The 25,488-nt window shown below is 43.5% G+C and carries 22 protein-coding genes and 1 tRNA gene; 21 read left to right on the forward strand and 2 right to left on the reverse strand.

The window, feature by feature from the left end:
• Positions 1-39 precede the first annotated feature (39 nt).
• The 6 genes from HXT33_RS00410 to nucS all read left to right on the forward strand — a co-directional run bounded on the left by HXT33_RS00410 (position 40) and on the right by nucS (position 7,556).
• Positions 40-1,104, forward strand: coding sequence for an aspartate-semialdehyde dehydrogenase (locus tag HXT33_RS00410; RefSeq protein ID WP_421787096.1), 1,065 nt, complete (start codon positions 40-42; stop codon positions 1,102-1,104).
• A gap of 52 nt (positions 1,105-1,156) precedes the next feature.
• On the forward strand, positions 1,157-1,774 hold the full coding sequence (locus HXT33_RS00415; RefSeq protein ID WP_004136457.1) for a DUF5701 family protein: 618 nt from the start codon (positions 1,157-1,159) through the stop codon (positions 1,772-1,774).
• Positions 1,775-1,890: 116 nt separating this feature from the next.
• A complete protein-coding gene (locus HXT33_RS00420; RefSeq protein ID WP_004136445.1) occupies positions 1,891-2,592 on the forward strand; it encodes an ABC transporter ATP-binding protein in 702 nt (233 codons plus the stop codon).
• Positions 2,593-2,597: 5 nt separating this feature from the next.
• The gene (locus HXT33_RS00425) at positions 2,598-5,279 is read left to right on the forward strand and encodes an FtsX-like permease family protein (protein ID WP_421787098.1); all 2,682 of its coding nucleotides are present in this window, start codon (positions 2,598-2,600) and stop codon (positions 5,277-5,279) included.
• 63 nt (positions 5,280-5,342) lie between these two features.
• The gene (locus HXT33_RS00430; protein WP_375169159.1) at positions 5,343-6,812 is read left to right on the forward strand and encodes an amino acid permease; all 1,470 of its coding nucleotides are present in this window, start codon (positions 5,343-5,345) and stop codon (positions 6,810-6,812) included.
• 36 nt (positions 6,813-6,848) lie between these two features.
• On the forward strand, positions 6,849-7,556 hold the full coding sequence (gene nucS, locus HXT33_RS00435; protein WP_421787100.1) for an endonuclease NucS: 708 nt from the start codon (positions 6,849-6,851) through the stop codon (positions 7,554-7,556).
• A gap of 146 nt (positions 7,557-7,702) precedes the next feature.
• Here the strand turns inward: nucS and HXT33_RS00440 are convergent, their stop codons facing one another.
• Positions 7,703-8,692, reverse strand: a complete 990-nt coding sequence (locus tag HXT33_RS00440) for an FKBP-type peptidyl-prolyl cis-trans isomerase (RefSeq protein WP_375169157.1) — start codon at positions 8,690-8,692, stop codon at positions 7,703-7,705.
• 78 nt (positions 8,693-8,770) lie between these two features.
• On the opposite strand from HXT33_RS00440, the gene HXT33_RS00445 reads away from it, so the two are divergent.
• Genes HXT33_RS00445 through HXT33_RS00455 form a run of 3 tightly spaced genes read left to right on the forward strand, consistent with a single transcriptional unit; the run spans position 8,771 to position 12,564 of the window.
• Complete coding sequence (locus HXT33_RS00445; RefSeq protein ID WP_421775883.1) at positions 8,771-10,417, forward strand: hypothetical protein; 1,647 nt, start codon at positions 8,771-8,773, stop codon at positions 10,415-10,417.
• Complete coding sequence (locus HXT33_RS00450; RefSeq protein ID WP_004136439.1) at positions 10,417-11,490, forward strand: hypothetical protein; 1,074 nt, start codon at positions 10,417-10,419, stop codon at positions 11,488-11,490. The genes HXT33_RS00445 and HXT33_RS00450 overlap by 1 nt, the downstream gene beginning before the upstream one ends.
• A 42-nt stretch (positions 11,491-11,532) precedes the next feature.
• A complete protein-coding gene (locus tag HXT33_RS00455) occupies positions 11,533-12,564 on the forward strand; it encodes a tetratricopeptide repeat protein (RefSeq protein WP_004136438.1) in 1,032 nt (343 codons plus the stop codon).
• 117 nt (positions 12,565-12,681) lie between these two features.
• Here the strand turns inward: HXT33_RS00455 and HXT33_RS00460 are convergent.
• Positions 12,682-12,755 (reverse strand) — tRNA-Met (locus HXT33_RS00460).
• A 154-nt stretch (positions 12,756-12,909) separates the two neighbouring features.
• Here HXT33_RS00460 and HXT33_RS00465 point away from each other — a divergent pair.
• The 12 genes from HXT33_RS00465 to HXT33_RS00520 all read left to right on the forward strand — a co-directional run bounded on the left by HXT33_RS00465 (position 12,910) and on the right by HXT33_RS00520 (position 25,200).
• Positions 12,910-13,941 carry a homoserine O-succinyltransferase gene (locus HXT33_RS00465; RefSeq protein WP_004136437.1) on the forward strand — a complete coding sequence of 344 codons (1,032 nt, stop codon included), beginning with the start codon at positions 12,910-12,912 and terminating at the stop codon, positions 13,939-13,941.
• 201 nt (positions 13,942-14,142) lie between these two features.
• Positions 14,143-14,997, forward strand: coding sequence for a F0F1 ATP synthase subunit A (gene atpB, locus HXT33_RS00470; protein ID WP_004126224.1), 855 nt, complete (start codon positions 14,143-14,145; stop codon positions 14,995-14,997).
• A gap of 76 nt (positions 14,998-15,073) precedes the next feature.
• Complete coding sequence (atpE, locus tag HXT33_RS00475; protein ID WP_004126223.1) at positions 15,074-15,307, forward strand: ATP synthase F0 subunit C; 234 nt, start codon at positions 15,074-15,076, stop codon at positions 15,305-15,307.
• A gap of 64 nt (positions 15,308-15,371) precedes the next feature.
• On the forward strand, positions 15,372-15,914 hold the full coding sequence (locus tag HXT33_RS00480; protein WP_421775881.1) for a F0F1 ATP synthase subunit B: 543 nt from the start codon (positions 15,372-15,374) through the stop codon (positions 15,912-15,914).
• 86 nt (positions 15,915-16,000) lie between these two features.
• Positions 16,001-16,582, forward strand: coding sequence for a F0F1 ATP synthase subunit delta (locus tag HXT33_RS00485; RefSeq protein ID WP_116794577.1), 582 nt, complete (start codon positions 16,001-16,003; stop codon positions 16,580-16,582).
• A 16-nt stretch (positions 16,583-16,598) separates the two neighbouring features.
• A complete protein-coding gene (atpA, locus tag HXT33_RS00490; protein ID WP_004126217.1) occupies positions 16,599-18,260 on the forward strand; it encodes a F0F1 ATP synthase subunit alpha in 1,662 nt (553 codons plus the stop codon).
• 3 nt (positions 18,261-18,263) lie between these two features.
• A complete protein-coding gene (locus HXT33_RS00495; protein WP_004134077.1) occupies positions 18,264-19,268 on the forward strand; it encodes a F0F1 ATP synthase subunit gamma in 1,005 nt (334 codons plus the stop codon).
• 6 nt (positions 19,269-19,274) lie between these two features.
• Complete coding sequence (gene atpD, locus HXT33_RS00500; protein ID WP_004134078.1) at positions 19,275-20,762, forward strand: F0F1 ATP synthase subunit beta; 1,488 nt, start codon at positions 19,275-19,277, stop codon at positions 20,760-20,762.
• Between the two features lie 2 nt (positions 20,763-20,764).
• Entirely contained in the window at positions 20,765-21,079 is a 315-nt protein-coding gene (locus HXT33_RS00505) for a F0F1 ATP synthase subunit epsilon (RefSeq protein ID WP_004134079.1), read from the forward strand.
• A 649-nt stretch (positions 21,080-21,728) separates the two neighbouring features.
• Entirely contained in the window at positions 21,729-22,286 is a 558-nt protein-coding gene (locus HXT33_RS00510; protein WP_421787103.1) for a peptidase, read from the forward strand.
• Between the two features lie 599 nt (positions 22,287-22,885).
• Positions 22,886-24,136: a Fic family protein gene (locus tag HXT33_RS00515; protein WP_421787105.1), complete on the forward strand. Its 1,251-nt coding sequence runs from the start codon at positions 22,886-22,888 to the stop codon at positions 24,134-24,136.
• Between the two features lie 8 nt (positions 24,137-24,144).
• A complete protein-coding gene (locus tag HXT33_RS00520) occupies positions 24,145-25,200 on the forward strand; it encodes an FAD:protein FMN transferase (protein ID WP_421787107.1) in 1,056 nt (351 codons plus the stop codon).
• Positions 25,201-25,488 lie beyond the last annotated feature (288 nt).

The following is a 25,488-nucleotide window of genomic DNA, read 5'->3' on the forward strand; positions in this document are numbered from 1 at the left end:
CGAAATTATTGGCATAACCACTATTAAGGGAGAAATAAGATGACGATTATCAATGAAACAGGTGTAAACGTAGCTGTTTTAGGTGCTACTGGCCAAGTTGGTATGGTAATGCGCCGTGTTCTTGATGAGCGTGATTTTCCCGTTCGAGATTTACGTTTTATGGCTTCTGCTCACTCTGCGGGAACAGTTTTGCAATATCGTGGGAAAGATATTGTTGTAGAAGATGTAGAAAAAGCTGATTTGCGCGGAATTGATATAGCTATTTTTTCTGCAGGCGGTGGAACTTCAAAAATCTGGGCTCCAAAATTTGCTGAAGCTGGCGCAATAGTAGTAGACAATTCTTCTCAATGGCGTATGCATGACGATGTGCCTCTGGTTGTTGCAGAAGTAAATCCCGAAGATTTAGACACAATACCTTGTGGAATAGTAGCAAATCCAAATTGCACAACAATGGCTTGTATGCCAGTGTTGAAGCCACTTGCAGATGCTTTTGGATTAAAGCGGTTAATAGTATCTTCCTATCAGGCTGTTTCTGGAGCTGGAAGAGCTGGTGCTTTGCAGCTTATGAATGAGGCTCAAGCTGCGCTGAATCAAGGCGCGGATAAATTAGTTTTTGATGGTAGTGCAATAGATTTTCCAGAACCTACCAAAGTTGTTCGCACAATCGCATTCAATGCAGTGCCTTTTATTGGTGCAATTGTTGACGACGGTTCTGAAGAAACTGACGAAGAGCAAAAGTTGCGTAATGAAAGTCGTAAGATTTTGCATCTGCCAAATCTTGCCGCGTCGTGCACTTGCGTTCGAGTAGGCGTTTTTACTGGCCACGGTATGAGTGTTAATGCTGAGTTTGATAATGACGTAACACCGGATGTGGCTCGCGAAGTTTTAAGCAAGGCGTCTGGTGTTGAATTGAATGATATTCCTACTCCTCAGCTTGCTGCAGGTAAATCTGCAAGCTATGTTGGGCGTATTCGCCAAGATCAAGCTGTGGACGGCAAGCGAGGGCTGGCGCTTTTTATTACTAACGATAATCTTAGGAAAGGCGCTGCGCTTAATGCTGTTCAATTGGCGGAAATTATTGCGAAAAAACGTAATTTTGCTTAAATATCGAAATTAATTGCTCGCAATTGTGAAAGTCTCTGCGTAAACTGTAAGTATGTCGGTAGCATCGGAAGAAATACAGCAGCAGCTTGATCGTATAGTAGCACTCGGGTATCCGGACGTGGCGGATATGAGTGCTGACGCTTTTCGTTCTCTTGCTCTGCCTCTTTTGCGCGCGCTTAAAAATAGTGATTTAGGAACGAATATTTTATTGGTTCCTACGCGTGAGCTTGTTTCTCCAGAGTCTTTGATTTCTCGTACGAGTATTGACCGCATGGCTGGTTTTACAACTATGCCTCCTCGCGATATTGCTAGTTTTATGCCAAAAGATGGTTTTGAGCCTCCTGAAGGTCCGTTCTATTTGGCAATTGATCCTCATGCGGGCGGATCTTACTTAAACAGAGAGCCGGATGTTGCTAGTAAGCTTATTGATTCCGACGAACGCTTACCTCTTACTTTGGAAGAAGGGCTTGCGATTGTTACTCAACATCCGGATTGGTTGGAAAATAAGAATGGGTTTAATCTGCTCGGCTCTCAAAGCACGGATGGAAGAGTTCCTAGCATTTGGATGAGTCAGGGCGCTCCACGCTTAGGTGCAGTTTGGCCAAATTCTCGTCATACTTGGCTTGGTAACGCGTATTGCATGGCACGCCGTGGAATCTCGATTCTTTAAGTACAATTCATAAAATCTTCACGGTTATTACGTAAAATAGTTATAACAATAAAACAAGAATCCATAACAAAAGTTGAAAACCACTATCAATGGATGATACTTACGAAAGGCGCATTGTGGCATATATAACTTTTGATCATGTTGTAAAAGAATACCCGTCTGGTTCTTCTGCCGTTCGGGCTTTAGATGATGCCAGTTTTACGGCAGAACGTGGTGAGCTTACAGTAATTTTGGGCGCATCTGGCGCTGGAAAAACAACGGCCTTAAATATTTTAGGCGGTATGGATACGGCTACGAGTGGTCGCGTTATTGTTGGGGATTGCGATGTTACTAAGCTTAAAGGAAAAGGTTTAGTGCGTTATCGCCGCGAAGATATTGGTTTTGTTTTTCAATTCTATAATTTAGTTCCAAATTTGACTGCTCTTGAAAATGTTGAGCTAGCTTCGCAGATTTGTTCAGATCATTTTGATCCTGCCCAAACGCTTAAAGATGTTGGCTTGGCAGATCGTTTACAAAACTTCCCAGCGCAACTTTCCGGCGGCGAGCAGCAGCGCGTATCTATTGCTCGAGCTCTTGCTAAAAAGCCGAAGCTTCTTCTATGCGACGAGCCTACAGGTGCTTTGGATTATGAAACAGGCAAGTCAGTATTGCAATTATTGCAAGATATTTGCCGCACGGAAGGCATGACAGTTTTAATCATTACCCATAATGCTGCAATTGCGCCTATGGCACATAAAGTTGTGCGCTTCCGCTCTGGAAAAGTCGTAAGCGAGACTATACAAGAGAATCCTATGGCCATTGCGGATATTGAGTGGTGATTTTAATGAGTGCATTATTTATTAGCGCCGTTAGAATGTGGATTCATCAGTGGCGACGTTTCTGTGTACTTGCAGTTATTGCAATGCTTGGCGTTGCTGTTATGACAGGAATTTACGCTGGCTGCAACGATATGCTTCTTGGTACGAACGACATGTACGAAAAGTTGCATGCATACGATTTGCAAATCGTATCTACCTTGGGTTTAACTAAAGATGATGTTGCTTCTTTGCAAAAATTATCTAACATAAGAGAAATTGAAGCCGAACGTTTTTGGAAAGCTACAGCGCATCCTGATGACGATGCAAGTTCCACATATGCAATGAATTTTGTGCATTACGATTCGCAAAAAAATATGAATCGTCTTCATTTGCTTCACGGCAATATGCCTACTAATAATCGAGAAGCCGTTGTAACTCAACGATTTTTGCACGATAGCGGCTTAAATATTGGCAGTACCGTTGTTGTAAATTTGCAGCAGTCGGCCGCATCTGGCAGCAGTGTTTCAAATAATTCAAATAAAAAATCTGAAAAATATAATCTTCTAATTACTGGAAGCGTCTTAGATAGTAACGATTTAAACAATCCTGAAGGTTACCAGTCAAAAGCTTTTCGTAATTCTGTAACATCTCGCTACCCAATCTTTACGTCTGCAGCCCCAAGCAACATGAGTGACCTGCCGTATTCTGCAATATCTGTGAGATTGAACGATACTAAGAATGTTAATGCGTTTTCTAAATCGTATCGCAATATTGTTGACGACGCGTCTGAGCAAATTCGCGAAAAAGTGCAGTCTAAGCGCGAAAAAGTTCGTCGAAATCAGATTATTGATGAGATAGCGAATAGAGAAGCGAAAAATATTATTGCGAATGACCCAAGGATAAAGCTTGCTTCAAATTCTGTGAAAGAACAAGTAAAAGCGAAAATTCTAAAGCAGATTAGGCCAGAAATACAAAAGAAAGTTCCTCAAGCACAATGGCATATATCTACTAGAATTGCTAATGATAGTTACGCAAGCTTACGCTCCGACGTTGCTTCGATTCAGTCACTTGGTTATGCTTTCCCGGCAGTATTTCTTGTAGTTGCCATGATGATGAGTTTAACAGCTATGGCACGTATGGTTGAGGAAGAGCGAAGTCTTATTGGAACGTACCTAAGCCTGGGTTATGGACGTTCTGCTGCAGTTACAAGGCACGCGTTCTTCGCTATTTTAGCATGCTTTATTGGTGGTGGAGTTGGGGATATTGTTGGATTCCTTGCAATCCCTTCGCTTCTTTTGAAGATTTTGCGCGGACTTTACGCTGTACCAGGTGTTAGTTTGCGTTACGACTGGTTATACGGTTCACTGTGTGTGATTGCTTTTGTGATTCCTGTAGCAGTTTGCACAATAGTTGTTAGTTGGCGTGAAACAAAGCAAGTTCCTGCTGATTTACTTCGTCCAAAAGCTCCAAAAGCTGGCGCTCGCGTACTTCTTGAGCGTTTGCCTTGGATTTGGAAGCGTATGAGCTTCCTAAATAAAGTAACTATTCGCAACATAGCGCGCTTTAAAGGCAGATTATGCATGACAATCGGCGGTGTTGCTGGCTGCACTGCACTTATTGTGTGCGGTCTTGCATTAAACGATACCGTCGCAACTTTAGGCACTCGTCAATATGAGGGAATCTACCATTACGATATGATCGCGATTTCTGCTCCCGATTCTTTCCAAAGCATGAGAAAGCGTGTGGAACAAGATAAGTCGAATAATAAAGTAGAAACTATGCTTCCTGCTTACATAAGTTCTGGCGAAATTGCTAAGCATCAAAATTCGGGCAACAACAAATCTGAGCATAACAATGTAGAAGATTCTGAAAGTGTGCAAATGATTGTTGTAAAAGATGCGGATACTTTAGCTCGTCTTGTGCGATTGCAAAATATTGACAACAATTTGCAACCTGTTAAGCTCACAGATGACGGCCCGTTGCTTTCTCAAAGCGCAGCCGCTTCTTTGGATATCAATCGCGGAAATGAAATCACAGTAACTAACGCAAGTTTTAAGCGCACAACAGTAAAAGTTAATGCTATTGTTCGAAATCTAATTGGTTCAAACATGTATATGACTTCTAGATGTTACGAACGATTGTTTAATGATAAAAATAGTAAATCTCTAAAGCATAATGCGTTGATTCTTCGTTTGCGTGGCAGCGATGATAAAAAAATAAAGTACGCGAATAATGTTTCGGAGCGTGATAGCGTTCTTGCGGTTATGAATATTACGAAAATGAAGCATGCTTTTAGTTTTGATCTTATGAATGCTGTTGTTGCTCTGATTGTAACGTTAGCTGCAGGTTTGGCTTTAGCAGTGCTATTTACTTTGGCTAGTACGAATATTTCGGAGCGTTCGCGTGAAATGGCAACTCTAAAAGTTCTTGGCTTCTATAGAAGAGAAATTCATTCTTACGTACATAAAGAGATGCTAACTCTTACTGTAATCGGTATCGCTGTAGGTTTGCCGTTGGGAAGGTTGATTGCAGGCTTGCTGACCAAAGCTCTTAGAATGCCATCGCTTTATTTTGAGGTGGAAGTAGCTCCGTTAAGTTACTTTATTGCAGGCGTTGCAACATTAATTTTCGCTTTGATTGTGCAGTGGGCCACTAATCCTGCTCTTGATCGCATAGATCCGGTTAGCTCTCTAAAAAGTGTGGAATAGCGCAATAGTTAAGGGTGCAGATAGAATAAAAAGTTCGTATATACAAGGAACGGAGTTTTGGCAATGAATATGACGGCGAATAATGACAATTCCAACCAAATGGAACGCAGTCTTACTAAGCGTCATGTGCAATTTATTGCTATCGGCGGCACAATTGGTACTGGTTTGTTCCTTGGTTCCGGAAAATCTATTAGCTTAACAGGTCCGAGTATTGTATTTGTTTACATTATTGTTGGCTTGATTATGTTCTTGCTTATGCGCGGCATTGGCGAACTTATGTACAAAGATCCGAACCAGCATACTTTTATTAGTTTTATTACGCGTTATCTTGGCAGAGGCTGGGGTAATTTTGCTGGGTGGTCTTATTGGTTTGTGCTTGTGCTTATTGGTATGAGCGAGATTACGGCAGTTAGCACGTATTGCGTCACATTTTTCCAAACTTTCGATATTGACGTAAGTCATTGGAAATGGCTTATAGAAGTAGTATTTTTAGCGGCTTTAGTGTGCATAAATCTGGTTGCTGTAAAGCTTTTTGGAGAAACTGAGTTTTGGTTCTCCATGATTAAAATTACTTTGATTGTTGCGCTTATAGTTACTGCTATTGTGATGGTTGTAATTGGGTATCATTACCCAGCAACTCAACTTCATGGAGGGGTTATTAGTCCTGCTGGGCATGCTAGCGTCGATAACATTTTCAATAATTTTTCTCTTATGCCAAATGGTTGGGTTGCATTTTTGATGAGCTTCCAGATGGTGTTTTATGCGTATCAGCTTATTGAGTTCGTCGGCGTGACTGTTTCGGAAACAAAAAATCCTCGCAAAGTTTTGCCTAAGGCTATAAACGGCATAATTACGCGTATTTTGATTTTTTATGTTGGCGCTCTTGTGGCAATTATGCTTATTGTTCCATGGCAGCGTTTCAAGGCTACTAATGCTGAAGGCACATTTATGTCTCCGTTCATTATGGTGTTCCAGTATGCTGGCTTGCATTGGGCCTCTGCGCTAGTATTCTTCGTGGTTATTACGGCTGCATCTTCTGCTCTTAACTCTTTGCTGTATTCTGCCGGCCGCCACATGTATCAGATTGCTATTGAATCTCCTTCTCCCATTTTGGGTAAGTTGCGGAAGGTGTCGCATACTAAAGTTCCTGCTCGCGCAATCATATTTTCTTCTGTATTAATCCTTCTTTCTCCGGTAGTTAATTCGATTCCTGGAGTTCATGGTGCGTTTATTTTGTTCGCTTCTGCGTCTTCGGCTGTAATCATCATGATTTACATTCTGATTATGGTTACGCACCGTAAGTATCGTAAATCTGCTGATTTTATGGCGGATGGTTTCTTAATGCCGCATTATAAGCTTCTTAACTCGCTTACCATTGCGTTCTTCGTGTTTGTGTATATCACATTGTTTATTAGTGAAGATACTCGCGTTTCTGCAATTGGCGGTTTAGTTTGGCTTGTGCTATTTGGAGGTTACTGTGCTCTGCACGAGCATTGGCAGAATCGCGATTTAGCAGCTGCTTTGCGCAAGTGACATTCTTTCCTGCACAAGTTCTGTTATGCTTACTGTGTGCGAATTATTGTTGCAGATTGTAGTGCTGAATATACAGGTAGATTAAACGCTACGCTTCCGCTATCTAAGCGTGTGCTGCTTATTAAAGCAGATGGTAGTGTGCTGATTTTTTCGGAGCTTGGAGCGTATAAACCACTTAATTGGATGGTTGCACCTTGTACAATGCGCATACTTCAAAAAGAAAATGGTGAAGAATCCACTTCTAACAATCTTTCTGATGGTTGTATTCTTCGAGTTGCTGCATCAAAAGGTGATGATTTACTCAAAATTTCTTTAGAGCACATATACAGTGACAGCACTTATGATTTGGGTGAGGATCCTGGATTAGTTAAAGATGGTGTTGAGGAGCATTTGCAGCGATATTTGGCTGAGCAGATTGAGCGCATTGGGGAAGGCGCGAAGCTTGTTCGTCGAGAGTATCCTACTGCTATTGGTCCAGTTGATATTATGGCTCAGGATGCTGAAGGCGTGCACGTTGCGATTGAGATTAAGCGTCACGGTGGCATTGATGGTGTAGAGCAACTTACTCGTTACTGTGAGTTGCTTAATCGCGATCCGTTACTTAAGCCTGTTCGCGGCATTTTTGCTGCTCAAACAATTAGTCCACAGGCTAGAGTTTTGGCGGAAGATCGCGGTTTTACTTGTCTTATTCTCGACTATGACGATATGCGCGGTGTTGAATCCGACGACCTTCTTCTGTTTTAGATTTAGACGCATACACAAAAACCCCTCGAAAATGAGGGGTTTTTGTAATCAATCACTTGCGTATTTTTGTAAATTATCTCGCAAATTATCTAGCTAATTATTTTGCAAAATATTTTGCTTTGCTAGGTATTGCGAAATTTACAAACTCACGAAGCGTAAAGAATATCCACAACGAAGTACAGAGTGGAGTTTGCAGGGATTGTTACATTTCCCTTTGCATCCTTCTTATCTTCTTTGCCGTAGCCATCTTCTGGAGGAATTACAAGCAGAACTCGAGATCCAACTTTCTTTCCAGCCAAACCTTTAGTCCAACCTGGTATTACGCCTCCCGCAAGAGAGAAGTCTGCAGGCATTGAGCGAAGCCAAGAGGAATCAAACTGATGCATTTTGCCGTCTTTATCTGTGGTCCATCCGGCATAATGAGCAGTTACGGTGCTTTTTGCGGTTACCTTTTTGCCGGTTCCTTCAATCAAAGTCTGAGAAACAAGCTTTCCATCTGGCACATAGTTGTTCTTATCTAAGGATGGAACTCCAGATTTATCAAGAGTTACCTTTGGCAAATTTGCAGGAATATCTGTTACTGCTTTACCTTCTGCGTGCTTTAATGCTTTTGAGCGGGACACAAGCGTTAGAACCATAACGTATGAAGGTCCCTTATTTTCTCCAGCGACTCCAAAAGCAATAGTTGTATTAATCTTCTTGCCTTTAATAAGCGCGTAGTATGGTCGGCTGGTGACGTTTTTGTCAATAGAAATTGAGCAATCAACTCTGCCCTTATCCCACGTATTCATAAGTTCTTTGCCATCTTTAGCGTTAAGCACAATGCCTTGCGAGCAGACGCGATCGCCTTCTTGAATAGTCTCACCATTGCCGTGCTGTAAGATAGCGTAAGTATTTCTTTTTATATCTGCAGGTGTTTTAAGCGTAATTTTTGGCTTTTTGCCAAGCTCTCCAGAAGCGCTTATGCCTTCAATAAGCTGCATTCCGGCTTTTTGTGCGTTTTCGTCTGCAGCACCTTTTGTATTGTCGGAATTGCCGCTGCAAGAAGCTAATCCTACGCATAATGCTACTGTGCTAATAGCAGCAAAAGTGCGTGCAATAAAGGATTTTTGTTTAGATATTGTAGTTTTTTGCATAGGTTCACATTACCGCTTGATATTGATTTTAAGGCAAAACCTGCAACTGGTATGAAAAGATTGTAGAATAGTATCGTTATGACTAATACCAACAATGCTCCTGAAAAAGAAGGACAATCAATGCGACAGTCAGCAAGGCGAGTAACATTGCGCACTAAAATTATGCGACGTATCGTAGCTCCATTTTTTGTAGTGCTTGCAGTATTAAGTGTTGCTCTTGGTGTTGCTAACGCAACATTTTGGAAGCCGAATGACGTGGTTATTGCTTATGCGCAAGTAACTGGAACTCGTTATATTGTTACAGATCCAGGTGTTCTTAATTTGGTTGACAGTAAGGTTCGCGTAAGTGTTGCAGCTTTGCGCACGCGTAAACCTATTTGTGTTGCTGTTGGTTTAACAAAAGATGTGCGTGGTTGGGTAGCTGGCTCTCCAGTTCAGCGCATTACAGGTCTTAAAGATTGGAATAATCTGTCTGTATCGGAAATGTCTGGCAAAAGCACTTTGCAACAAGATTTTAATACAGATATAAAAGATGCTGACGTTAAGTTCCAACAATCTAACTTATGGTCTTCTGTTACGTGTCAGATTGGTTTAGCAAAGCTTCCAATAAATACTTATGATTATGTTCAAACTGCAGGTTCTGCTTCATATGACCATGCAGTTGCAACTGGTGCAGTTCTTAAGTCTGGTAAGAATTCAAAAAAGAGTTCAAATCGTCGCTACTCGCGTTCTATGAGAGCTAGATCTCAAGCAGCTCGACGTGTTCTATTAATTGATTTGGGAGATAACGTTCCTGCTGCTTCTGTGGAATTGCGCTGGCGCAGGCATCAAGTTCCAGATTTCGCAACACCTTTGTACTTTGTAGGTGCTCTTTTTGCTGTTTTAGCTTTGCTGGCCGCAACTATTTTCGCCATGGCTCCGCATCGTCGCAGGAATAAGCAACTTGCGGCAAATCCTTCCGGTTTGCTATCTAAACAATCTAAAGATGAAGAAGTCACATTTTCTGAAGCATTTTCTGGAACAGTGCATGGCATGCTTGCTCATAAGAAGCACAAAAAAGCTTCAGGGTCGCATGCGCGCCATGGATGCCACACTCGTCGTGGTAAAAATTCTGTAGAAAATCAGAATATTGCAAATAATTCTGATTCTAAGCAACTTAACCAGGAGTCTCCGTCGTCACAAGTATCTTCTGAAGATTCAATAGCGCAGACCACAGTTATTTCTAAGGACGATATGCTTGCATTTGCTGCTCGTTTTATTCAACAGCATGATGATGGTGAATTTGCGTATGAATTGCCAAGCGATGAGGAAAATCGTGAAAGTGTTGTTGATGAATCTTCAGATTTGAACGACGAAAATCTAAAGAACTCTTATTCCGAAACTAAAGACGATGCTAAAAATAATCAGGATCTTCAGTCCGCTCGCGTAGATAAGAATCGTAAGAATTCTCAAACTAGGCGAAATCAGCAGAATAAAAAGAACTCTAGAAATAGGCAGGATAGGCAGGAAAAGCAAGATAGGCGAGATAAGCAAGACAGTCAGGGTAGGCTAGCTAAGCAGGAAAATCAAAATAAGCAATCTAAGTCAACAAAACAGACAGATAATTCTAAGAAAACTCGCGGCAATCGTCGTGGGTACAACGCAAATAGCAATAATTCGCGATATCGCAAGAATAATAAAGGTTATCGAGGCAATTTCTCGAGTGAGCGAGGTAACAAGCAATAATGCGTAGTATTAAAATGCGTAATCTTAATAAGTATATTCGCGAGTTTAATAATGGCGGAATTATGCGAAAAACGTTGCGCGTAGCTTCTCTTTGTGTTGCAAGTGCTGTATCTGTTGCTCTTGTTGCGGGATTATCTGCTTGCGATGGTCAAGTACCTAAGCCTGTGGAAGCTCGCAGCGGCCAAGAGCTTCCTAATGTAACTATGATTCAAGAAAAGGATATTCGTCTTGGTTTGCTTCGAACACTGGAACGGGCAAATGATGAAAAAGACGTTAACGCCTTGCCTAAAGCTGTTTCTGGGCCTGCTCTTGATGTTCGCACAAGCGAGCTTGTTATTGCTGGTAAAACCGGTAAATTAGACCCTAAAACTATTATTCCGCGCGCTTCGGCTCAGACGATTGTGCCAACAAATGCTGGGTGGCCTAGAGACTTAATGACAATTACAACCACCACTAAGGATCAGCAATCAAAGCGTTTGCTTGTTTTGCGTCAGCAACGAGCTAGGTCGAATTATAAGTTGTGGGCTGTGGCTCGACTTTTCCCTGGTGTGCATCTTCCTAAATTTGCTGTTCCAAGTATTGGTGCTTCAATGGGAAAATCAAATGACACTGGCTTAATTATGACTCCAGAAGAATCAGTAAAAGCTTATGCTGATGTTCTTCAGCATGGTGGTGAAAGCAAGTATGCAAAATATTTTGAGGAAGATTATCTTCGTCAAAAACTTGCAGAACTTTCTAAAGCTGTACAAGTTGGCATGGAGCGCAACAAAGGTTCGCAGGAACAGGTTTTTACTCCACAATTGAAGCAAATAAGCGTTATGCGTTCGAGTGATGGAAGCGATTTAGTTGTTGCAAGAATTGATTCTGTTTGGACGCGTATTGCCGGAGAAGGACGTGAATCCAGGCCAGCATCTGACGAAGAAAAAGCACTATTTGGCGACGGAAGAGCAAAAAGTACTATGCGCGTAACTTATGTAAATGTTATTGCGCTTGTTGTGCCGCCTGCTGGATCTCATATGAAAATTACGCCGGTTGGTGCTGAACGACAGCCTATTAAAGTAGAAGCGTTGTAAATATAAGAATCAACAATATTGCAATTAGCAAAAGAGGCAATAATGGTAAACGGTCAGTCGCAAGGAATGAATCCAGGAGGATTTTCGCTTGCTGGAGCTGTAGATTTAGAAGGCGTGAAGCGTCGCGTGGAAGCGCAAGCTAAGCAGGCTGCAAAAGCTGGAGCTGGTTCGAATGCTGGTTCTTCTGCCAATAATTCGGCGCCAAAAGCAGGCGGATACGTTATTGACGTTAACGATAAGTCTTTCCAGGCAATGGTTCAAACTTCCGTAAGTTTTCCTATTATTTTGTTGCTTTGGCAGCCTGGAGATACTGCTTATTACGATGTTGCACAAAAATTAGCTGATGCAGTAAATTCACTCGACGGTCGTATGCAGTTGGCGCGTATTGATGCAGACGAAAGCCCAAGTATTGCTCAAGCTTTGAGAGCTGAGCAACTTCCTGCAATTTATGGTTTGATTGGCGGACGCCCTATGCCAATTTCGCAAGGATTACCTAGCGATGATGAGTTGCAGCAGATTTGTAGCGCAATTTTACCTCAATTAGTGCAGGTGGCAGAGCGTTCGGGGGTTGCTGGAACGGCTCCTTTTGTACAGCCGTCTGAAGATGCTAAGGATGATTCAGAAGAATCTTCAGATAATAATTCTAATTGTGAAAATCAAGTTCCTGCAGCTCATGAAAAAGCGCATGAACTTGCTATGAAAGGTGATTACGAGGGCGCTGCTTTAGAATATGCGAAGCTTATGGATGCAGATCCGCACGATTCTATTGCTGCGCGTGAACATGCCAAAGCTTTGCTGCTTGCGCGCAATACTAATACAGATGTTGCTTTAGTGCGCAAAAATGCTGGTGATAATCCTAATGATGTAGATGCGCAGCTTGCTGTGGCAGATGTCGATATGATTGATGGTCATATTGATGACGCTTTTGGCCGTTTGCTTGATTTTTTGGCTGCGGGGCATCGTTCGGATGCTGAAGCTATTCGATCTAGAATGCTTGAGTATTTTGCTATGCTTCCTGCAGATGATGCTCGATTAGCGCGCGCTCGCCGTCGCCTTGCAATACTTCTTTATTGATTTTTATGCAGATGACTTGTATTTTGGCGATTGAAGATTGAACTTCTTATGCGTTACTAAACAAAAAAGCCAAGAACCACAACAATCGTGAGAAATTCGTGTGATTCTTGGCTTTAGTAGCGGGGCATGGATTTGAACCATGGACCTCTGGGTTATGAGCCCAGCGAGCTACCGAGCTGCTCCACCCCGCGTCGGCTACTTTTAGCAGCTCTATCTACGATAGGTGCAAATTTGAATTTGTCAAATTCGGGCGTGTCTCTCTGTATTTGGTTAAAATTTTACGATTCGTGCACATTAGTGACATAGACACAATAAACATAAACAAGTGTGGAGTATAATAAACACATGCCTATTAAGATTCCTGAAGGATTGCCAGCGCGAAGCATATTAGATGCTGAGCGAATTTTTGCATTGGAACGCCCAGAAGCAGAACAGCAGGATGTTCGACCACTTCGTTTGTTGATTTTGAATCTTATGCCCAAAAAAATCGAGACAGAAACTCAGCTTTTGAGACTCATCTCTAAGTCTCCTTTGCAAGTCGATGTCGATTTTATGAAAACTTCCACGCATGTATCCACACACGTTAACGCTGATCATTTAGTAAAATTCTACGAAAATCTTGACGCACTTCGTAACAACTATTACGACGGATTTGTTGTAACGGGAGCTCCTGTTGAGCACATGGAATTTGAGGATGTCGACTACTGGCACGAATTTACGCAAATTCTTGACTGGGCAGCAACACACGTTTTCTCAACAATGTATTTGTGCTGGGGTGCAATGGGTGCGCTTTACTATCGATATGGCATAAAAAAGCATGTTCTCAGCGAAAAAATTTTTGGTGTGTTCCCACAATATTTGCAGGATGAGTACTGTTTTCTTACAAATGGTTTTGATGAAATCGCTTTACAGCCGCATTCTAGGATAGCGAGTGTTGATGTTGACAGCATTTCTTCAGATCAGCGTTTGCAAATTCTTACGTATGGTCCCGAATCCGGCCCAGGCTTAGTTGCTACGCGTGATTTTTCTGAAGTTTTTGCGCTTGGACACTGGGAATACAGCAAAATGACTCTTGCGCAAGAATATGAGCGTGACATGTTAAAAGGTTTGAGCAACGTGCCATTCCCTTACAACTATTTCCCTTATGACGATCCAAAATTAGAGCCACTATTTTCTTGGCGTGCACACGCGAATTTGCTTTGGCGCAACTGGCTTAACTGGGTGTACGAAACTACGCCTTACAATCTTTCTGATATTCCACATTTAAGAACTGCTGGAAAGCTTGGAACTGAACGTTCTATAAGACATGAGCCGGCTTCTCCGCGTTCTGATAACTTTTGTCCATTTGACGGTATTAAGTACGGTATGAGCAAATAAATTTTGAAGTTGCGTAATTTATGTACAAGCGAAGAGTACAATCAGCAGTTAGATGTATTTTTCGTTTCGTGCCCCGCGCCTTACGAGATACGGAATAGATGATTTAGATAATATGTAACGCCGCAAGATGATTGAATTTAATAATGTGAGTGAGTGGCGTAGTTGTGAAGGCGTGTGAACGAATTGCTTAAGGAGGCACTTATGGATGGAATGGTTGACTTTTTACTGAGGACTACCAATGTAGCTTCAGCAGTGGCTTCGTCTGGACCAGAATTGCCTAATATTGGCGAGTTTTTGCCTCCAGAGATTTTGTTCCAGGGCACACCGTTTGCCATGAATCGCATTATTTTGGTGCGTGTTCTTATGGCTGTAGTCGTTATGATTATTTTCGGCATTGGTGCCGCTCGCGCAAAGTTAGTTCCAGGAAGATTCCAAAGTGTGCTAGAAATCTTAATGGACTTTGTGCGCTACAACATCGTTTACGAGATGATTGGTGAAGAACGTGGCAAGCGTTACGTGCCAATGATGTCTACACTTTTCATCACGATTTTCTTCTTTAATCTTTGTTCTGTGATTCCAGGATTAAATATGGCTGCAACCGCAACCATTACTGGTCCGTTGGTATTTGCTTTGTGGGTTGTGTGTCAATATCTTCTTGCTGGCATTCGTGAAAAAGGTTTTTTGCGATTCTTCCGTGAAGCGTTGTTCCCAGCGGGCGTGCCATGGCCGATTTACTTCATTCTTTCGCCATTGCAGCTCATAGAATTAATAATTGTGCGACCACTTTCGCTTACAATCCGTTTGTTTGCGAATATGATTGCTGGCCATTTGCTGGTGGCCACTTGCTTAGTATTCACCAATTTCTTTGTGGTGGATTCCAGCAATAAACTCCTTGCCTTCGGCGGTGCTTTGTGGCTGCTTGGTGGCATTCTGTTTACCCTATTCGAAATTATGGTAGCCGGTTTGCAGGCGTTTATTTTCACTGTGCTTGCTTCTGTCTACATTTCGGAAAGTTACCCGGAGGAAGAAGAAAAGTCTGCTGTTGCTGTTGCCTGATAGCATAGCTTAAATCTTCAGATTTTACCCATCTTACGGGTTTATACTGGTTACTGTTTTAACAGAAAGGAAACCAATGAATAATATCATCGCTCTCGCAGGTTTGGTCGGCAACCTCAGCATTCTTGGCTTTGCTGTCGCAACAATTTCTCCTGCACTTGGTATGGCAATAGTCGTTGCTAAAGCTATGGAATCTACTGCACGTCAGCCAGAAGTTGGCAACCGTATTCAGTTGTTCATGTTCGTTGGCTTGGCATTTATTGAGGTTCTGGGCTTGCTCGGATTCGTTGCCTACATTATGGGAAAGTGAACCGAACGAAACAACTCGTTCCAGCACAAATATAAAAGTGTTGAAGGAATAGAAAGGACAAGCCATGGCACATGCATCTGAGAGTAATGGTTTGGCGTTGTTCTTGCCTGAGCCTTATGACTTAGTGTGGTCGTTAGTTGTTTTGGTAGTTCTTGCAGCGTTTTTCTACAAGTTCGTTATGCCTAAATTCCAGGCAATTCTCGATGAACGTGCAGAAAAAATCGAAGGCGGAATAGCTAAAGCAGCAAACGTGCAGCATGAAGCTGACGAATTAAAAAGTCAGATGGAAGAAGAGCTTGCTCAAGCTCAAGCTGATGCTGCAAAAACTCGAGAAGAGGCTCGTACGGAAGCTTCAAAAATCATTGGCGAAGCTAGACAACGCGCTGAAAAGGATGCTGCAAAAATCATTAGTGAAGCGCAGCATTCTATTGAAGCTCAGCATCAGCATGCCATGTCCAGCCTCCAAGGAGAGGTATCGGTTCTTGCAGCGGCATTAGCTGGCAAGATTCTTGCATCCAAGCTGGATGACGATACTGTGAGCTCCAAAATTATTGATCATGTGATTGATGAAGTTGGAGAAGCTAAAAATTCGGATCAAAGCAAGTAAAGCTTTAAAGTATTCATCTAAATTAATTTATTGAGATTAATACGTAAATTGCGTTACTTCGTTATTACAGAAACGAGGAGGTAAGAATGCCAGAAAAGGCATCGCGTGCAAACGACAGTTTGTCGCGTTCTTCTCTTGCGCAGGCCATCTCAGATGCGCACGATGAAGCGCAGCGCATCGCTGACGAACTTTCGTCAATGATGGACATGATTGATCAGTATCCTGAGCTTTCTGATGCGATTACCGATCCGAATAGATCTTCGGAAGATAAGTCTCGTCTAATTGACGAGCTTATTGGAGGTAAAGCGCACCCTGTCGTATTGCGCATTATGCATTATCTAGTAGGAACGTGGCATGGTGGTTCTGAAAGTGGCAAAACCGGCAGCTTCGGCGGCGCTTGGTCAGGATTTGAGCGTGAAGCTGGCGAAACATTGGTCACTGTCACTACTGCTCAGCCGCTTACAGATAAGCAAATTAAGCGTTTGATTGAAATCTACAGTAATAAGTTGGGTCATCGTGCATACATTAACCCAATTGTGGATCCAAACGTGCTTGGCGGCATGCGTATACAGATTGGTGATCAAATAACTGATCGCACCATGTTGATGCAGCTTAAGCAGTTGCAACGTTCTGCGCGCAATGGCGCTTGGACACAGGCAGTGAAGTAGTAAATTAAGGAGAATTATGGCGGAACTATCTATTGATCCCGCCCTGATACGCAAGGCGCTCGACGGGTTCGTTGACTCGTACAAGCCTACCGACATGCCAACACAAGAAGTTGGCTATGTTGTTACGGCTGGTGACGGCATTGCGCACGTAGCTGGATTGTCCGGCTGCATGGCAAACGAGCTGCTCACATTCGAGAACGACACCTTGGGCCTTGCGTTTAACCTTGATGCGCATGAAATCGGCGTTGTTATTCTTGGCGATTTCACAGGCATTGAGGAAGGGCAGGAAGTATACCGCACAGGTGAAGTGTTGTCTGTGCCGGTTGGTGACGCTTATCTTGGTCGTACTGTGGACCCGTTGGGTAATCCAATCGATGGTTTGGGTGCGATTGAGTGCAGTGAGCGTCGTATTCTTGAAGCCCAGGCTCCAGACGTTATTCACCGTCATCCAGTTGACGAACCTTTGTCTACTGGTTTGAAGGCTATTGACGCAATGACGCCAATCGGTCGCGGTCAGCGCCAGTTGATTATTGGCGACCGTCAAACTGGTAAGACGGCAATTGCAATCGATACGATTATCAACCAGCGTGCTAACTGGGAAACTGGAGATCCAAAGAAGCAGGTTCGCTGCATTTATGTAGCAATCGGTCAAAAGGGTTCAACAATTGCTTCCGTGCGTCAAAGCCTCGAAGAAGCTGGCGCTATGAAGTACACCACAATCGTGGCAAGCCCAGCTTCTGATTCTGCAGGTTTTAAGTACATTGCACCTTACACCGGTTCTGCAATCGGCCAACACTGGATGTACAACGGTAAGCATGTTTTGATTGTTTTCGACGATTTGTCTAAGCAAGCAGAAGCATACCGTTCAATTTCCTTGCTTTTGCGTCGTCCACCTGGGCGTGAAGCATACCCAGGCGACGTGTTCTATTTGCACTCTCGTCTGCTTGAACGTTGCGCTAAGCTTTCCGACGATTTGGGTGGCGGTTCTATGACCGGCCTTCCAATTATCGAAACCAAGGCAAACGACGTTTCTGCATACATTCCAACCAACGTGATTTCTATCACCGACGGTCAGATCTTCTTGCAGTCTGATTTGTTCAACGCAGGTCAGCGTCCAGCAGTTGACGTCGGTATTTCTGTTTCTCGTGTTGGTGGTGCGGCACAGGCTAAGGCTTTGAAGAAAGTTTCAGGCATGTTGAAGATTTCTTTGGCTCGTTACAAGTCTTTGGAATCCTTCGCAATGTTTGCTTCCGATTTGGATGCAGCTTCCAAGGCTCAGCTTACTCGCGGTGCGCGTTTGACGGAGCTGCTTAAGCAGAAGCAGTTCTCTCCTCGAGCAATGGAGCAAGAAGTTGTTTCTGTGTGGGCAGGTACGCACGGCAAGCTTGACGATATTCCTGTGAAGGATGTTTTGCGTTTTGAAGACGAATTGTTGGATTACCTCGATAAGGGAACTGACATTTTGCAAGTAATTCGCGATACTGAAGATTTCACTAAGGAAACTGAAGCTAAGCTTGATGCGGCCATTGAAGATTTCCGTAGGACGTTTAAGACTTCTGTTGGCAAGCCTTTGATTGTAAAGGATTCGTTGCCGCCGGCTGAAAATCCTGCTCCTGTTGAAAAGGAACAGCTTGTAGCTAAGCCAAAAGCAGATAGTCGCGAGCCTGAGGGGAAGTAGCGTATGTCCTCCCAACTTGCATTGAAATCGAGAATTATTTCCACACAGTCTTTAGGTAAAATCTTTAAGGCTCAGGAAATGATTGCGTCTTCGCATATTGCAAAAGCGCGTGATATTGCGCTTAATGCTAAGCCTTATAGTGACGCAATTTTCGATGCCGTGCAGGCGTTGGTAGCTCATCACGAAGCAAATATTAAGCATCCTATTTTCGGTAAAGAGCATGCTGGCAATCGCGTAGCAGTTCTAGCTCTTACTTCTGATCGTGGAATGGCTGGTGCGTTTACGTCTTCGATTATTCGTGAGACTGAAGCGCTTTTAGCCAAGCTCGATGCAGAAGGTAAGCACGCGGAACTGTACGTGTACGGTCGACGCGGTGCAACTTACTACAAGTATCGCAATCGCGATGTGGCAGGTACGTGGGAAGGTTCTACTGACCATCCTGACGTTACTATTGCAGAAAAGATTTCCGATACTTTAATGGACGCTTATATGACGCCGGAAGCAGAAGGCGGAGTTTCGGAACTGTATATTGTTTTCACCGAATTTATTAATATGGTGAGGCAAAAAGTTCGTACGTTGCGTATGCTGCCAGTTGAGCTGGTTCCTTTGAAGGATGGTGAGGAGTTTGCTATGCACCGTCCTGATTACGAAGCAGCTTCTGGACCTTCAGCATCGTTGTCGTCTACTAGTGCAGTTTCAGCTCGCGAAGAAGCAGTGAGTCGCAGCAATCCAGAGGCTGTTGAGTATTGCTTCGAGCCAAGTCCGGATGAAGTGCTGGATGCTGTTTTGCCGAAGTATATTCAGTCTCGTATTCACGAGTGCTTACTTACTTCTGCTGCTTCTGAAACAGCAAGTAGGCAGAACGCTATGCATACGGCTACAGATAACGCCCGCAATTTGGTGGATGATTTGACAAGAAAGCTTAATGCTTCTCGCCAGGCATCCATTACTCAAGAACTTACCGAGATTATCGGCAGCGCTGATGCGCTGAATAATGAGGAGGATTAGGAGCATATGGCTGAAAATCAGACCACAGCGCCTCCAGAAGCTGAGCAGGAGGTCGATCCAACAGCTGGTCGCGTAACCCGCGTTCAGGGTTCCGTGATTGACGTTGAATTCCCAGTCGGCTATCTGCCGGATATTTACAATGCTCTCAAAGTCGATATCAACACCGTTGGAAACACGGAAGGTGATACCGTTCACGAGATTACGCTGGAAGTTGAGCAGCACCTTGGTGATTCGACTGTGCGTGCAGTTGCGTTGAAGCCTACTGACGGCTTGGTTCGTGGTGCTTTAGTGCGAGATACCGGCGGCCCAATTTCCGTACCTGTTGGCGATGTTACTAAGGGTCACGTTTTCGACGTTACCGGCAACATTTTGAATGCTAAGCCTGGCGAGAATATTGAAGTAACTGAGCGCTGGCCAATTCACCGTAACCCACCTGCTTTCGATCAGCTTGAGTCTAAGACTCAGATGTTCGAAACCGGCATTAAGGTTATCGATTTGCTCACCCCTTACGTTCAGGGCGGTAAAATTGGTCTGTTCGGTGGTGCAGGCGTTGGTAAAACCGTGTTGATTCAGGAAATGATTCAGCGCGTTGCACAGAACCACGGTGGTGTTTCTGTGTTTGCTGGCGTTGGTGAGCGTACCCGTGAAGGTAACGATTTGATTGGCGAAATGGCTGAGGCTGGCGTTTTGGAGAAAACGGCACTTGTCTTCGGTCAGATGGATGAGCCTCCTGGGACTCGTCTTCGCGTGCCTCTTACCGCGTTGACTATGGCTGAGTACTTCCGTGATGTGCAGAATCAGGATGTGTTGCTGTTCATCGATAACATATTCCGCTTTACTCAGGCTGGTTCTGAGGTGTCCACTTTGCTGGGTCGTATGCCTTCCGCAGTTGGTTACCAGCCAAATTTGGCAGATGAAATGGGTGCGTTGCAGGAGCGTATTACTTCTACGCGCGGCCATTCCATTACGTCGCTTCAGGCTATTTATGTGCCTGCTGATGATTACACCGATCCTGCGCCTGCAACAACCTTTACGCACTTGGATGCAACTACTGAGCTTTCGCGTGATATTGCAGCTAAGGGTATTTACCCAGCTGTGGATCCTTTGACTTCTACTTCTAGAATTTTGGATCCGCGTTACGTTGGTCAGGCTCACTACGATTGCGCAAACCGCGTTAAGGCTATTTTGCAGCGTAACAAGGAGCTTCAGGACATCATCGCCTTGATTGGTATCGATGAGCTTGGTGAGGAAGATAAGACCACTGTGAGCCGCGCTCGTAAGATTGAGCAGTTCCTTGGTCAGAACTTCTACGTGGCTGAAAAGTTCACAGGTCGTCCAGGTTCTTATGTGCCAGCAGACGAAACCATTGAGGCGTTTACTCGCATTTGCAATGGTACTTACGATGATATTCCGGAACAGGCGTTCTCGGGTATTGGTGGCATTGACGATCTTGAGCGTCGTTGGCACGACATGCAGCAAGAGTTTGGTGCGTGATCATGGCAGAGAAGCAAGTAAAATCGCTGCACGTTAGTGTTGTGGCAGCCAGGCATCCTGTTTGGGAAGGTGACGCCAAGTTTGTGGTCATTCCTTCTGTGAATGGCGCAATGGGTGTGCTTCCTGGGCATGAGGCTGTGCTTGCGTTGATTGATCACGGTTTTGTGAAGGTTGACGATTTGAAGGGTGTGCGTCACGTTTTTAAGGTGACGGATGGCTTCTTCTCGGTTGACTCTGACAATATTACGATTGCTGTTGAGCACAGTTGTAACGTTGATAAAGACGGCAACGTGCTGCCTAACGCTAAGGTGATTTAGGTTGCTTTTGTTGCTTATGTAAGTTTGTTGCTTTTGTAAGTTTGTTGCTTTTGTAAGTTTGTAAACTTACGTAAGTAAGGTAATCTCTTACAAGGTGGGAGTTTGGGTATTCTCAAGCTCCTACCTTTTTGTTATTATGTCTGATTTTTGATTAATTTCTGGGTAGGCGGCATAAACTGCTCAGCGGTGAGTAGTTTATGCCGCTTTTTCGCGTGATTCCGACCAAAACGACTCAGCTGTGAGTAGTTTATGTCGTGCGTGAAGGTGACCTCTGCGCGTGTCGTGTGTAAAGTGGCGGTTTTTCAAGGGTTTGCGGGTGGCGAGGGGGAGCTGCCGCGAGTTTTCTGAGAGTTTTCTGAGAAAAATCTTTGAAAATCGTGAAATAGTATTTTTTACGATTAAACAGTGCTGTTTGGCGTATTTTTTTGTGGTTTTACGCGCTTTTACTTGAATATTTTTGTAATTTTGTTGATATTTTCTGTGTTGGACGCTTATTTTTGCTCTTGACTTTTTCGAACGGGGGGGGGTATGTTAATAACAGCTTTCAGCTAGATACTCTATCTGAAAGTTATCCACAAGAGATTGATTTTGTGGGTTTATGTTTTTCACTGCGTTTTAAGCGTGGTGGAGAAGAAGAAAGGAAAATATTATGTTGAATAAGAAGGCTATCGCCGCACTCGCTGCTGGCGCCACCCTCGTTTCCGGCTTGGCTTTCGCCGCCCCAGCAATGGCTGACGGTGATCAGACTGCTCCAAAGACTGATCAGACTGCTCCAAAGGCTGATCAGGGTAAGGCTCCTGCTGCTGGTGATGAAGCTACTTATGATAAGTCATTCTATAAGACTGAGGACTCTCAAGATCTTGCTGATCGTTTGAATAAGGAGAAGAAAGAGAAGGAAGAGAAGGCTAAGGCTGAAGACGAGAAAGATAAGTATGAGCATTCTCCATTTGGCAATAAGGACATGGATTACAAGAAGTGTGTGAAGCTTTACGGTAAAGATTCTCTCGAGTGCAAAGCTGTCGCTGACTACCTCAAGCGTCATGGTCAGAAGGTTGATGACAAGACTAACGATAAGAAGGCTGACAAGAAGGCTGAAGCTAAGAAGGCTGCTCCATTGGCTAAGACTGGTGCTGCTGTAGCTTTGGCTGCTGTTGCTGCTTCCGTGCTTGCTGGCATGGGTGTTGCTCTTCGCAAGATCCGTCACTAAGCTTTTAGCACATTAAGTGTGTTGATTGTTTAATGATTTGTGAGCGTGCTGTATGTGAGTATGGTGCGCTCACTTGTTAAATCTTTCACTCAACGTGCTGCGAATGCTGTCTAGTGCTTTGTGGCGGGTTTGCTTTCGGGCTTTTGCATGATTCTACTGTTTTGCCAAATCTCTTTCTTCACGGTAGTGTTGTGCGCTGGCTTTCGGGGGCGTGACTGTTGAGTGTTTGGCTGGCTTGTTTGTTAGGGAAACGAGTCGGTTTTGTTAAAGGGCTTGGGTTTGGTGCTACTAGGGGCATCAGGCTCCAAGCCCTTTCTTCGTATGCGTTCCTATTTATGCTAAGCGACTAAAACAGCACGCGCGTGAGTAGTTTATACCGCTGTTTTGCCAAAATGTCGGTATAGATGAATGTTTTTTGCGTGCTATGCCTTCATTTTGCGAAAATGTAGGTATAGAATAGATTTTTACGTTAGCTATGCAATCATTTTGTGATAAATGCGTTGTTTGTATATAAGCAAAATATTGCAAGACATTACTACAAAATCATCAATAGCATAAACGCAATAATGTAAACGCAATAATATAAATGGAGTCGCATTATGGATTACAAAACAATACGCACAATAGTTGCAATGTCTAAAAGTAATGCAAAACCTTGTGATATTGTGGAAGAAGAATATCGATTGCGCATTGATAATCCTGCAACCTATCGTTCTGGAATCATATTTGATGCGCATGAGATTTTTGCAATGTGTGTAACGGATCTTGTAACGTGCATGAATTATATTGCGAATACTGAAAAAGCGGTTGAAAAAGCGTGGAGTAGGTTGCCGCGGTTTGCTCAGCGCGAGTATTTAATGCAACTTATTGCAAAAGAAGTGCAAAATACCAACATTATTGAAGGTGTTCACAGCACTAGAAAAGAGCTTTCCAAAGCACTTGATGCTGCAAACGAGCAGAATAAGCATACGCGTTTTAGTGAATTTACTAAGCTTTTTCTTGAACTTGCAGATTCAAATGAATGTGACACTTCGATTCCACAAACCTTGCAAGATATACGAAAAATCTACGACAGTATTATGCAGGGCGAATTAGAAACAAATAATATTCCAGATGGTGAGATTTTTAGGAGTGGAAAAGTAAGTATTCGCGATGGTGCAAATAATGTAGTACATGATGGAGATGCAACGGAAGCGGAAATTCAAAAGCATTTAACGCAGATGTTGCGTTTGATGAATAGTAGTGACGTTCCAACGCTTATTAAGGCGTGCATGTGCCACTATGTTTTTGAGAGCGTGCATCCATTTTATGATGGAAACGGTAGAACTGGGCGGTTTTTGCTTGCTTTGCAATTGCATGAGCAGATTTCGATGCCAACAATTTTGAGCTTAAGTTCTATAATTTATGCAGAAAAGTCTGGATACTATGCTGCTTTTTCTAAAGCTCAGGAACTGTTTAATTGCAATGATTTAACTATGTTTTGTTGCACAATGTTGGAATATATTGTAAAAGCACAGGGCGAAGTGTTTGAGAATATTAGTGTGCAATTAAAGCACATTATTTACTGTATGGGTAAGCTGCGTGAGCTTTTTCCAGAGGAAGAAATTTCTAAAGTGCAGCGTGAAGCTCTGTCTATTTTGTTGCAAAATAAGCTTTTTTCGTATAATCCAACTCCAATGACTCGCAAGCAACTAAGCGAATACGTTGGCAATGCAATTGATGAGAAGATTGGTGAGAGAAAGATTGTGAGCGCGCTTAACGGTTTGATTGATCTTGGAATGGTTGATTCTATTGGCGAACGCCCTCTTCGGTATGAGCTTTCTAAAAAAGCGAATGAAATGTTTTCGTGAGGAAAGCGATGTTTAGGAACGTTGTGGCGATTGAGCGCGCGCTTGGAACGGGGATTATTATTTCCAGCAGCAAGCCGATTCCTGAGCGCGCTGAGCAGCGGATTCGCGCTTTTGTTGAAGAGTATGAATCGGTGCTTTCGCGTTTTCGTGCAGATTCGCTTGTTTCGCGCATGGCTTGTGCGGAGCATGGCGGCGATTTTGAGTTTCCATCGTGGGCGCAGCCGCTTTTTGCGATTTATGACGAGTTTTACGCTGCCACGCACGGAGCTTTTGATGCTTGCGTTGGCGCGGATCTGCTTGCGCTTGGCTATGATAATTCCGTGCAATTCGTTCCGGAGTCGAAAGCTGGCGAAGGTAAGGATGAGAATATCAGCAGTGGCAGCTGGAGCAAATATCGCCGTGCTCTGCCAGTTGCGTGGGCAGATATTTCGCGAGATAGTGGCAGCGCAACGCTTCACACGAATCAGCCAGTGCAGCTTGATTTTGGGGCAGCTGGAAAGGGCTATTTTGTAGATCTTGTAGCGAAGATTATTAAAGATGGGCTTAGCGGCGATTCGCCTTCGGATTGTGATTCGACTGCGGATTGCGATTTTTTGGTAAACGCTGGCGGAGATATGTGCGCTTGTTTTAGTGAAGAAAATAGCCAAATAAAAGTGGCTCTGGAAAATCCTTTTGACACAACTCAAGCGGTAGGTGTGGTATCAATTGCAAGCGGAGCGCTGTGTGCATCGTCTAGTGCAAGAAAGCGTTGGAAAGTAAAAGACGCAAGTTATTTAGGAAAAGATGCAAATGGCTTTGAGTCTAATTTAATTGCGACTCACTTGATTAACGCTTTAGATGGAACTCCTGCGCAAAAACTTTCTGCAAGTTGGACTTACCTTCCTGCTAAAACTTGCGCTTTTCCAACTGCTTACGCTGATGCGCTCGCAACTGCGTTGTTCGTATCGCAAGAAAGCGATTTGCAAAAAATCGTGCAAACTACCGGCTCTGAGTTTGCAGTAATCTCGCCAAATCATGCGCTTCGTAAAACGGCCGCCTTCCCCGCGCGCTTTTTTGCTGAATAATGCTGGGTAATGCCGAATGGTGTTGACTAATGCTGAATAATGCCAACTAATGCCCAATAATGACTATGCGAGCTAGCTTGCTTGCAAGAATCGAAGCTAGACGCAAGCAATACGGTAGCGTTGCAATCAGCTTCCACTTTCAAATGTGCATAGTAAAATTGTAGAATAAATTTTACTGTAAAGTAAAAAATTGCAGAGAAGAAGATTATGTGTGATGTCTTATAAAACAGTTGATTCTTTAATGCGACATCTTAGAGATAACGGCTTAATTATTTCTGGTAGTGTACA

It is taken from the genome of Gardnerella sp. DNF00753 (genome assembly GCF_049244275.1).
Classification (GTDB): domain Bacteria; phylum Actinomycetota; class Actinomycetes; order Actinomycetales; family Bifidobacteriaceae; genus Bifidobacterium; species Bifidobacterium greenwoodii.

Bases quoted from the DNA above. Each gene is read 5' to 3' on its own strand.
- HXT33_RS00410 (WP_421787096.1), top strand. From the start codon at position 40: ATGACGATTATCAATGAAACAGGTGTAAACGTAGCTGTTTTAGGTGCT.
- HXT33_RS00415 (WP_004136457.1), top strand. From the start codon at position 1,157: ATGTCGGTAGCATCGGAAGAAATACAGCAGCAGCTTGATCGTATAGTA.
- HXT33_RS00425 (WP_421787098.1), top strand. From the start codon at position 2,598: ATGAGTGCATTATTTATTAGCGCCGTTAGAATGTGGATTCATCAGTGG.
- HXT33_RS00430 (WP_375169159.1), top strand. From the start codon at position 5,343: ATGAATATGACGGCGAATAATGACAATTCCAACCAAATGGAACGCAGT.
- HXT33_RS00440 (WP_375169157.1), bottom strand. From the start codon at position 8,692: ATGCAAAAAACTACAATATCTAAACAAAAATCCTTTATTGCACGCACT.
- HXT33_RS00445 (WP_421775883.1), top strand. From the start codon at position 8,771: ATGACTAATACCAACAATGCTCCTGAAAAAGAAGGACAATCAATGCGA.
- HXT33_RS00450 (WP_004136439.1), top strand. From the start codon at position 10,417: ATGCGTAGTATTAAAATGCGTAATCTTAATAAGTATATTCGCGAGTTT.
- HXT33_RS00455 (WP_004136438.1), top strand. From the start codon at position 11,533: ATGGTAAACGGTCAGTCGCAAGGAATGAATCCAGGAGGATTTTCGCTT.
- HXT33_RS00465 (WP_004136437.1), top strand. From the start codon at position 12,910: ATGCCTATTAAGATTCCTGAAGGATTGCCAGCGCGAAGCATATTAGAT.
- atpB (WP_004126224.1), top strand. From the start codon at position 14,143: ATGGATGGAATGGTTGACTTTTTACTGAGGACTACCAATGTAGCTTCA.
- atpE (WP_004126223.1), top strand. From the start codon at position 15,074: ATGAATAATATCATCGCTCTCGCAGGTTTGGTCGGCAACCTCAGCATT.
- HXT33_RS00480 (WP_421775881.1), top strand. From the start codon at position 15,372: ATGGCACATGCATCTGAGAGTAATGGTTTGGCGTTGTTCTTGCCTGAG.
- HXT33_RS00485 (WP_116794577.1), top strand. From the start codon at position 16,001: ATGCCAGAAAAGGCATCGCGTGCAAACGACAGTTTGTCGCGTTCTTCT.
- atpA (WP_004126217.1), top strand. From the start codon at position 16,599: ATGGCGGAACTATCTATTGATCCCGCCCTGATACGCAAGGCGCTCGAC.
- HXT33_RS00495 (WP_004134077.1), top strand. From the start codon at position 18,264: ATGTCCTCCCAACTTGCATTGAAATCGAGAATTATTTCCACACAGTCT.
- atpD (WP_004134078.1), top strand. From the start codon at position 19,275: ATGGCTGAAAATCAGACCACAGCGCCTCCAGAAGCTGAGCAGGAGGTC.
- HXT33_RS00505 (WP_004134079.1), top strand. From the start codon at position 20,765: ATGGCAGAGAAGCAAGTAAAATCGCTGCACGTTAGTGTTGTGGCAGCC.
- HXT33_RS00510 (WP_421787103.1), top strand. From the start codon at position 21,729: ATGTTGAATAAGAAGGCTATCGCCGCACTCGCTGCTGGCGCCACCCTC.
- HXT33_RS00515 (WP_421787105.1), top strand. From the start codon at position 22,886: ATGGATTACAAAACAATACGCACAATAGTTGCAATGTCTAAAAGTAAT.
- HXT33_RS00520 (WP_421787107.1), top strand. From the start codon at position 24,145: ATGTTTAGGAACGTTGTGGCGATTGAGCGCGCGCTTGGAACGGGGATT.